This window comes from Geobacillus sp. BK01 (assembly GCF_052220245.1).
GTDB lineage: Bacteria > Bacillota > Bacilli > Bacillales > Anoxybacillaceae > Geobacillus.
Genome location: NZ_JBQPTH010000026.1, coordinates 22,003 through 29,974 on the forward strand (window position 1 = coordinate 22,003; position 7,972 = coordinate 29,974).

7 protein-coding genes and 1 pseudogene are annotated in these 7,972 nt (G+C 52.2%); 3 read left to right on the forward strand and 5 right to left on the reverse strand.

Features of this window, described 5'->3' with window-relative positions; genetic code table 11:
• The first annotated feature begins 3 nt into the window (after positions 1 to 3).
• The 3 genes from ACTVDO_RS15935 (at position 4) to ACTVDO_RS15945 (ending at position 2,459) form a co-directional block, all read left to right on the forward strand.
• On the forward strand, positions 4 to 1,155 hold the full coding sequence (locus tag ACTVDO_RS15935; protein WP_020960109.1) for a DUF2515 domain-containing protein: 1,152 nt from the start codon (positions 4 to 6) through the stop codon (positions 1,153 to 1,155).
• Entirely contained in the window at positions 1,145 to 1,555 is a 411-nt protein-coding gene (locus ACTVDO_RS15940; RefSeq protein WP_020960110.1) for a CBO0543 family protein, read from the forward strand. Before ACTVDO_RS15935 ends, ACTVDO_RS15940 begins: the two co-directional genes overlap by 11 nt.
• An 85-nt stretch (positions 1,556 to 1,640) precedes the next feature.
• Positions 1,641 to 2,459 carry a rhamnogalacturonan acetylesterase gene (locus tag ACTVDO_RS15945; RefSeq protein ID WP_020960111.1) on the forward strand — a complete coding sequence of 273 codons (819 nt, stop codon included), beginning with the start codon at positions 1,641 to 1,643 and terminating at the stop codon, positions 2,457 to 2,459.
• A gap of 170 nt (positions 2,460 to 2,629) precedes the next feature.
• Here the strand turns inward: ACTVDO_RS15945 and ACTVDO_RS15950 are convergent, their stop codons facing one another.
• From ACTVDO_RS15950 to ACTVDO_RS15970, 5 genes and pseudogenes are all read right to left on the reverse strand, one after another.
• Positions 2,630 to 3,607: a bile acid:sodium symporter family protein gene (locus ACTVDO_RS15950; protein ID WP_442901855.1), complete on the reverse strand. Its 978-nt coding sequence runs from the start codon at positions 3,605 to 3,607 to the stop codon at positions 2,630 to 2,632.
• 211 nt (positions 3,608 to 3,818) lie between these two features.
• Entirely contained in the window at positions 3,819 to 5,597 is a 1,779-nt protein-coding gene (locus tag ACTVDO_RS15955) for an adenine deaminase C-terminal domain-containing protein (RefSeq protein ID WP_442901856.1), read from the reverse strand.
• 76 nt (positions 5,598 to 5,673) lie between these two features.
• Complete coding sequence (locus ACTVDO_RS15960; protein ID WP_020960114.1) at positions 5,674 to 6,123, reverse strand: acyl-CoA thioesterase; 450 nt, start codon at positions 6,121 to 6,123, stop codon at positions 5,674 to 5,676.
• Between the two features lie 20 nt (positions 6,124 to 6,143).
• Positions 6,144 to 7,733 carry a benzoate-CoA ligase family protein gene (locus ACTVDO_RS15965; protein WP_442901857.1) on the reverse strand — a complete coding sequence of 530 codons (1,590 nt, stop codon included), beginning with the start codon at positions 7,731 to 7,733 and terminating at the stop codon, positions 6,144 to 6,146.
• A gap of 112 nt (positions 7,734 to 7,845) precedes the next feature.
• Positions 7,846 to 7,972, reverse strand: a pseudogene (locus ACTVDO_RS15970) (enoyl-CoA hydratase/isomerase family protein); the annotation flags it as partial.

Below are 7,972 nucleotides of genomic sequence, written 5' to 3' on the forward strand. Positions count from 1 at the left end.
ATCATGCGCTGCCGAAAACCAAAAACCTCATCCCTTCCCCTTTCTCTCGTTGATCTTTATCGAGAGCTGAAGAAAAAGAGAAAAAAAGAAGCAACAACGATATCACAACGCGATCTGACAGCCAAAGAGCAGCAGCTCATCCGCCGCATCCGGGCGGTGACCGCGGAACAAAACGAAAACAATGTCACCCGGACAGCGGCTTACCTTGCGTTTTACTTGCGCCATCGCGAAATCCACTGGGCGTTTTTAGGACATATGGTATCGCGCAACGGCGGCTGGAATATGACCGATTTAAAAGGAGAGCTGCTTATGCGGCTGCTGTCAGAGGGCGAGCGGCAGTCGTTTTTCGCCTTTTTGGAGCGCGGCAATTGGCTCATTTTTCAAGACATTTATCCGCAGTTTTTGTTGTATGAGGAAAGCAAAAAGCGGGGAGAGCCGTTATTTTATTTATTGCCGTGGCTTGGCGTCTCAACGTTTATGGAAACGGTATGGCACCATTTTTGGCGCCGCGGCGACCCATACATGTTGGCCATCGCCTTAGTCGTTAACGAACAAAGCTATTTGGAGTCCCGCGTCATTCAACACCCTACTTTTCGGCAAACAGTCTTTCAGACGTTGGAGTTCAAGCTGCAGGAGCTGCTCTGTTTAAACCATATTTTGTTTCCGCATGACGACGGCCGGGGCGGCACCGCCTTAGTCGGCCAAACACTCCATCAGTTTGAGTCGCTCCACGAGCGCATTTTGCTTGGCAAACGGCTGTACTCGATTTTGTTTGACGAGGAAGAAACATTGGAAAACGCTGTGCGTTGGGCGGTGCATCATCCGCACACCGGCTCACGCAAAGACTATTGGCCGCAGCTGTTTAACGACGTGTGCGAATCGTTTCCACGGGAGCCGTACCGCCGCCGCATCCGCGATTGCCAAATAGTCCCTGGCGCCCCGCGCCTGTACAGTCCGCAGCTCCGTCACGCATGGAAAAACGTCGTCCATGAAGCAGCCGAACCTGGCGATTGGTTTACCGACCCGCACGTTGTCCGCTACCTTGTAAAACCGGAACGACCGACGAATGGAGAGATTGTAAATGCCTATTGTGAAACGCTCGAAAAAATGGAGCTGGCGATCATCGCCAAACACGCTTTCTTTCATGCGCGCTAGCCGCCGACGCGCCTACGTGGCTTCAGCGCTGCTCGCGTCTTGGGCGGGGACATATTTGGATTTGTATTTGGTCGGAAAAGGGCTGTATACATTCCCGAAACGGCCCTTTCCCTCCGTCTTTTCAATCGATATTTTCTTTACGGCCGTCGTTCTTCCGCTTGGCGCCGTCTTCTTTCTTGCCTTTATGGAGCGGCTTGGCCGGTTTGGGCGCATTGGCTTGATCATCACGTTGGCTCTGTTGATGATGGCATTCGAAATGAAAGCAGAAGCGTACGGCCTGTTTGTTCACAACTCTTCATGGAGTCATTTGTATTCTCTCGCTGGTTATGGCGTATTTCTCACAATGATTTGGAACTTTCATCGCCAATTTCAACGGATTGACGGACATGGAAGCGCATAAACAGGCGGCTGATGAGCCACGATAACAACGAATCGAGCCGTTGACTGACATTAGGACGAACTGTTGTCGAGTAGGAGGAACTTGATTGAAAGGAAAACAAGCTGTTTTCGTGTGCTCCGTCATCATCGCCATCGGCGCCGTTCTAATGGCCAGGACAGCAACAGACGGAGACGCAGCCAAAACAAGACGAGAAACGGCCATCGTCATCTATTTAGCCGGCGATTCGACCGTGGCCGCCGCCCCCCGCTCCCGCGCTCCCCGGGCCGGATGGGGCGAAATGCTCGACGATTGGTTTGATGACAACGTCATGGTGAAAAATATGGCCGCTTCCGGCCGCAGTGCGAAAAGCTTTGTCGAGGAAGGGCGGTTGGCCCGCCTGTTGCATGAGATGAAAAAAGGGGATTACTTGTTCATCCAGTTCGGCCATAACGATGAAAAGGTGAACGACCCGGTGCGCCACACCGAGCCGTTCACCACCTATCAAGCGTATTTAAAACAGTATATTGACGGCGCCCGCGCCAAAGGGGCGACCCCTGTCCTCATCACCCCGGTCGAGCGGCGGCGCTTTTCCGCCGACGGGCAGGCGCTCGATTCCCACGGACTGTATCCTGCCGCCATGAAAGCGTTGGGGAAACAAGAGCACGTGCCGGTTATCGATTTGACGGCGAAAAGCAAACAGCGGTTTGAACAGCTCGGTCCGGAACGGACGAAACGGTGGTTTTTATGGCTTGAGCCGGGCGAACATCCCCATTACCCGAACGGCATCAACGACAACACCCACTTTCACCGACGGGGGGCGAAAGAAATCGCCCGGCTCGTCGTGGAAGGAATTGTCGAACTTGACCTTCCTCTTCGCCGCCACCTCATCCGTTCACCGGAACGAGAACATGCGCAAAGCCGCTAAGCGGGCGGAGTCCCGTTCCCTCGCCGCAGCAAGTCGATCGCCCATCCGTGAAACGATGGGGCCGGCAGCGTCCTGTTTGCTTTTCTCGTCCCCGCCCGGTCCACTTTAGGACGGGCGGCTCTTTCCGGTGGGCACTATCCGATAGCCGGCGTACCGCTTGCCTTTTCCGTCTACCGGGCACTTCCGGCATACGGCGTCTTGCTGCTTGCGGCTGAATGGTATGTTTTTCCCAACAGCCGATGGTATAAGGACGCGAGCACTTGTTGAAACAACATGCCGAGCACAACCGGCACGCTCACCGGCGGCGGAAAGTAAGTGATCGCCAGCACCGCGCCGGCGCTGATGTTGCGCATACCGCCGGTAAACGTCAACGCGATGATGTCCGGCGGGGCAAATTTCAGCCAACGAGCTGCCATCCAAGAAAGGAAATAACCGGAGCCCGCAATCACGAAGACGAGAAAAGCCATGAAAAACAACCGAACGTCGGCATGGCCAAAATACGGGGCGACGACCGCGCTATTGACCATAACCACGAGCATGAGCGCCAGTTTGGAAAGCGGCGCCAATCTCCCTGCCAGCCATTCATTCGCCGAGCCGGACAGCCGCTCGCTGACCAGCATTCCGCCGAGCGACGGCAAAATAATCATAAAAAACAACCCGAGCACCATTTGCCAAACATCGATCTCGACCGCACTTCGCGCGAACAACAGCAACGTCAGCGGCACAACAACAGGCGATAAAAACGTATCAATCAAAATGACAGAAAGGGCAAGCGCTAAATTCCCCCGGCCGAGCGACACCCAAATAAAGCTCGTCACCCCGGTCGGAATGGCCGCCGCCAACACAAAGCCGATCACGGTTAGCTGGTCGTGGCCGAAAAACAAATGCCCAAGTCCGAACGCCCAAAGCGGGATGATGAGGTGAAGCAGGCACAACGCCGCCGCAATCGGTCCCGGATGGGTGAGCGCCTCTTTCAAATCAGCCAACCGCAGCCGCAAACTGCCGCTAAACGTCATAAACGCAAACAGCCACGGCACAAGTGCACCATACGTATGCAACTCTTCCGACAGCCATATGCCGACCGCCACGCTCGCCGGCGTCAGAAGCGGCAACGCTTTTTCAAGCCGGCGATTGATCGATTGCCACATCGGTTTCATCTCCAAATCCAGTCATGAGCGGTGACCATCACCTTCAATTCACCTACATCTTTTTATTATACATGGTCATCGTCAGATTGGAATGACTTATTTTCAGCGATTCCTCCCTCACTTGCTTCCGTTGGCCGTTGAAGTAAGGGTTCTCGCCAAAGGCAGATGAAACCGGCGGTGGACAATGGACAGCGGCCGCATGTGCTGTTGCTTACTTTGCGACTTTTTCCCCGACCCGTTCAGCTGGCAATACAATATCGTTCCGTTTGACATCGTATAAACCGTACGGGGTCAGACGAAGACCCGGCAAAAAGTCGCACGTTAAAAACAAGAGTGTATACAAAATATCGTGGAACGGAAAGCCTCGCTCCTGCAACACCGCCAACAACTGATCATGGAAACGGACGGCTGTATCAAACGAATGGTCGGTCGTCATCATACCGGTAAACGGCAGCGGAATTTCTGTCACCGTCTTGCCGCCGTCCATAACAACCACTCCGCCCCCCATCTCATACACTTTTTTCGCTGCCGCCTTCATCGCCTTCGGATTCCGACCGATGACAAGCAACTCAGTCGTTGTGTTATAGGTGGACGCCATGCCATCGATGTCAACGGCAAACCGCTCCAAAATCGCTTTGGACACCCATTGGCCGTCGCGGGCAATCAGCGCGGCATACAACAGCCCCGGATGGGAGGAAAGATCCGCATAGCCGTCAACAGACGGAAGATCCACATCTTTCCGCTCCGTAATGACATTGCTTTTAAAATACGCAACCGGCACCGGCTTCTCCGGCTTCGGATGCGGATAACGGTATAACCGCTCGTCATCGAGCCATTCTTTCGCAAATAAAAACGGTTTTTTCGATACGTATCGATTCCAGTCGATTTCAGGCAACGGCGCCAACAGCTTGCCGTCACGGGCAACAATGCTTCCTTTGGAAATGACAAGCGACGGCCTGAACGTGACCAAATCCGGAAGCAGAAGAACGTCAGCCAGTTTGCCAGGGGCGATGCCGCCGATGTCATCATCTAACCGCAAATACGTCGCCGCATTGATCGTCGCCATTTGCAGGGCGGTCATCGGCGGCACACCAAGCTCCACCGCCTTGCGGACCAATCCGTCGACAAACCCTTCCCGCTCAATGAAACCTGGGTGTGGGCCGTCTACTGTCATGGTAATCCGCTGTGTGTTAACCTGTTTCTCCGTAATGAGGCGGATAATCTCCGGAAAATCAGGACGGAGCGAACTATGACGGAGCGTCGTCCATAGGCCAAGCCGCAGCCGGTGGAGCGCTTCTTCAGCGGTGATGGCTTCATGACAGGCGCTGACGCCGCTTGCGGCAATACTGTTCAATTTTTCATACGAACATCCGGCCGTATGACCATCGACCACTTTTCCGGCGCGTTTCGCCATTTCAACCGTATCAATTAAAAACGGATCCCCTTGGTACAATAGCGGCCATCTCGTCACTTCCGCCGTTCCGACGACTTCGTCCATCTGAAGCAGCTGTTGGATAGCTTGCGGATCAAACCAGTCGCGTTCGCCAGGAAAATCGGCTTGCGACACCAGCCGGACGAGCCAAAAAAAGTTGCCCGGCAACGTCCGCAAGTCTTCAACGAGCTGCCGGAATCCATCGGCGCCAAAGTGCAAATAAAAAAACAAGTTGTCATTGACCGTTGTCGTCGTACCAAGCGGCAACACTTTCGCCGTCACGCTGACGGGATTGTAAAGCACCCATGGATGGGCATGCGGCTCAATGAATCCGGGGGACACATACATCCCTTCTGCCTCAATCACAACAGTATGCTCATCGACTGCGACATCTTTTTCCCCAACATAGGCGATCGCATCCTGATAAATCGCGACATTTTGGCGCAAAAATTCCCCTGAATAAACATTGACAACCGTTCCGCCTTTTACGACAATATCGGCCGGACGGCGTCCTTGCGCCACTTCGATCAGTTCCGTTCGCTTCGCTGTTCGAATCAAAAAACTTCCCCCTTTCGCAGCTTTATAGCAACGATAAGCCAAGACGCAACGATGCGAACTTGGCTTTTGGCACCCATTAGGCATTTAGCAACGGGTTGATATAGGCGCACTCCCCTATACCCTCTTCTTCAAGCAGCTGACGGACATCATCTGGAATGGGCACCGCAAAAATGCGCCCATTCTCTTCTTTCACCCATCCCCTTAACTCAAAGCCGTAGCCGGTTCTTACTTCTCCGCGAAACACTTCATGGCGCAGCTTAATCGTTTTGCGGTTTACTTCCTCTACCGCGGTTTTAATCGTAATAATGTCGTCATAATATAACGGGCGCTCAAACGTACAGCCGACATCAAGAAGCGGAAGGATAATGTTTTGTTCTTTCATCAGTTTTGCCGGCGGCAATCCGATGCTGCGGAAAAATTGGTGTCCGGCGATATCGAACCATTTAAAATAATTCGGATAATAGACGATGCCGGCCGCATCGGTATCACCAAAATTGACACGAACTTGAAATTCATTCCGTTTCATGGCCGATCGTTCCTCTCGCTTCATTTATTCGTGTTCTGATACTCCAACAATTGCCGCAATTTAAAACGCTGGATTTTTCCTGTAGCTGTTTTCGGGAGTTCGTCAATAAATTCAATGATGCGTGGGTATTTATAGTGGGCCAGATGTTGCTTCGTAAACTGTTTCAGTTCTTCTTCCTTATTTGCTGATGGTGTTACTCCGTCTTTTAGAACAACAAACGCCTTTGGAACGGTCAAGCCCTTCCCGTTTTCCACACCGACGACGGCGACTTCCAACACATCCTCATGCTGCAATAGACAGTTTTCAATTTCAATCGGCGAAACCCAAATGCCGCCGACTTTCAACATATCATCGGAACGCCCGCAATACCAGTAATACCCTTCCTCGTCACGGTAATACTTATCGCCGATATACAACCATTCACCGACGAACTTTCGCTTGTTTTGCTCATGAAGGTTCCAATATCCGTGAGCGACCGAGTCGCCGCGGATAATTAAGTCCCCAACTTCATTCGGCGGCAGTTCATTCCCTTGTACGTCGATGATCTTTACATCGTAACCTGGAACCGCTTTTCCGGAACTGCCCGGTTTGACAGCGCCGATGCGGTTGGAAATGAAAATGTGCAACGCTTCGGTCGAACCGATGCCGTCTAAAATGTCAACACCAAACAACTGCTTCCATTTATAATAAAAAGATGGCGGCAACGCCTCACCGGCGGACACACAAATGCGCAATGAACTGACATCAAAGCGCCGCCCTGTTTTTTCTACATAATCAATCATAGCACCATACAATGTCGGCACACCGAAAAAGATCGTCGGCTTGTACGTCTCAATCGCCTGAAACATCGTTTCCGGCAGCGGGCGTTCTTTTACGATCACGGTTGAGGCGCCAACGCCTAGCGGAAAGTACATGCCCCCGCCAAGGCCGTAGGCAAAATAAAGCTTCGACGCCGACAGACAGCGGTCCTGTTCGTTGATTTCAAGCACTTGTCTCGCGTAAGTGTTCAGCGCATATTCCATATCGTGTTGCAAATGGATGACCCCTTTTGGATCTCCGGTGCTTCCTGAACTGAACAGCCAAAATGCGGCGTCATCCCGATTCGTCGGAGCCGCTGTGAGCTCTTTATCAGCACGGTCAAGCAACCGGTGGAATGAGAGCGTTCCATCCAAAGACTTGTTAGCGTTTTCACTTATAACAATTACATGCTCTAAAAACATAAACCGCTCCCGAACCGGCTCCAGTCGCACCCACAAATCTTCGTGAATGACCAACCCTTTCGCCCGGCTGTTATTTAAAAAGTATTCGTAATCCGACGGTTGCATCATCGTATTGACCGGAATCGGCACCGCCCCAATTTTGATGGCGCCGAAAAACGTGTAAATAAACTCCGGCGTGTCATGACAAACCATAATCAGACGATCTTCCATCCTATAGCCAAGCGCCCGCAACATATTGCCAGTCTGGTTTACTTTTTCTTGCAATGTTTGGTACGTAATTTGCTCATCGCGGTAATAAATCGCCGTTTTATCCCCTAATCCGCTATGAACGTTATGATCAATAAACAGCCCCGCCGCATTGTACAGCCTTCCGAACCCGCGCAATTCCATCGCTCACCATCCCATTTCTATCAAAATTGGACTGCCTGATGAATGTGCATGAGGAAGCCCTTGGAAATGGATGAACCGGCTTCCCATTTCAAGGGCTTCATCACAACAGCGCTTAAATCCCTTTCCAATTTGGTTGGCGTTTTTCCAAAAAGGCGCTCAACCCTTCTTTCGCATCTTCCGAGCGGAACAACAAGTTTTGCAGCTCGCCTTCGTAGCGAATCGCCACATTCAACGGCATT

Coding starts and splice junctions, on each gene's coding strand:
- ACTVDO_RS15935 (WP_020960109.1), top strand. CDS start 4: ATGCGCTGCCGAAAACCAAAAACCTCATCCCTTCCCCTTTCTCTCGTT.
- ACTVDO_RS15940 (WP_020960110.1), top strand. CDS start 1,145: ATGCGCGCTAGCCGCCGACGCGCCTACGTGGCTTCAGCGCTGCTCGCG.
- ACTVDO_RS15950 (WP_442901855.1), bottom strand. CDS start 3,607: ATGTGGCAATCGATCAATCGCCGGCTTGAAAAAGCGTTGCCGCTTCTG.
- ACTVDO_RS15960 (WP_020960114.1), bottom strand. CDS start 6,123: ATGAAACGGAATGAATTTCAAGTTCGTGTCAATTTTGGTGATACCGAT.
- ACTVDO_RS15965 (WP_442901857.1), bottom strand. CDS start 7,733: ATGGAATTGCGCGGGTTCGGAAGGCTGTACAATGCGGCGGGGCTGTTT.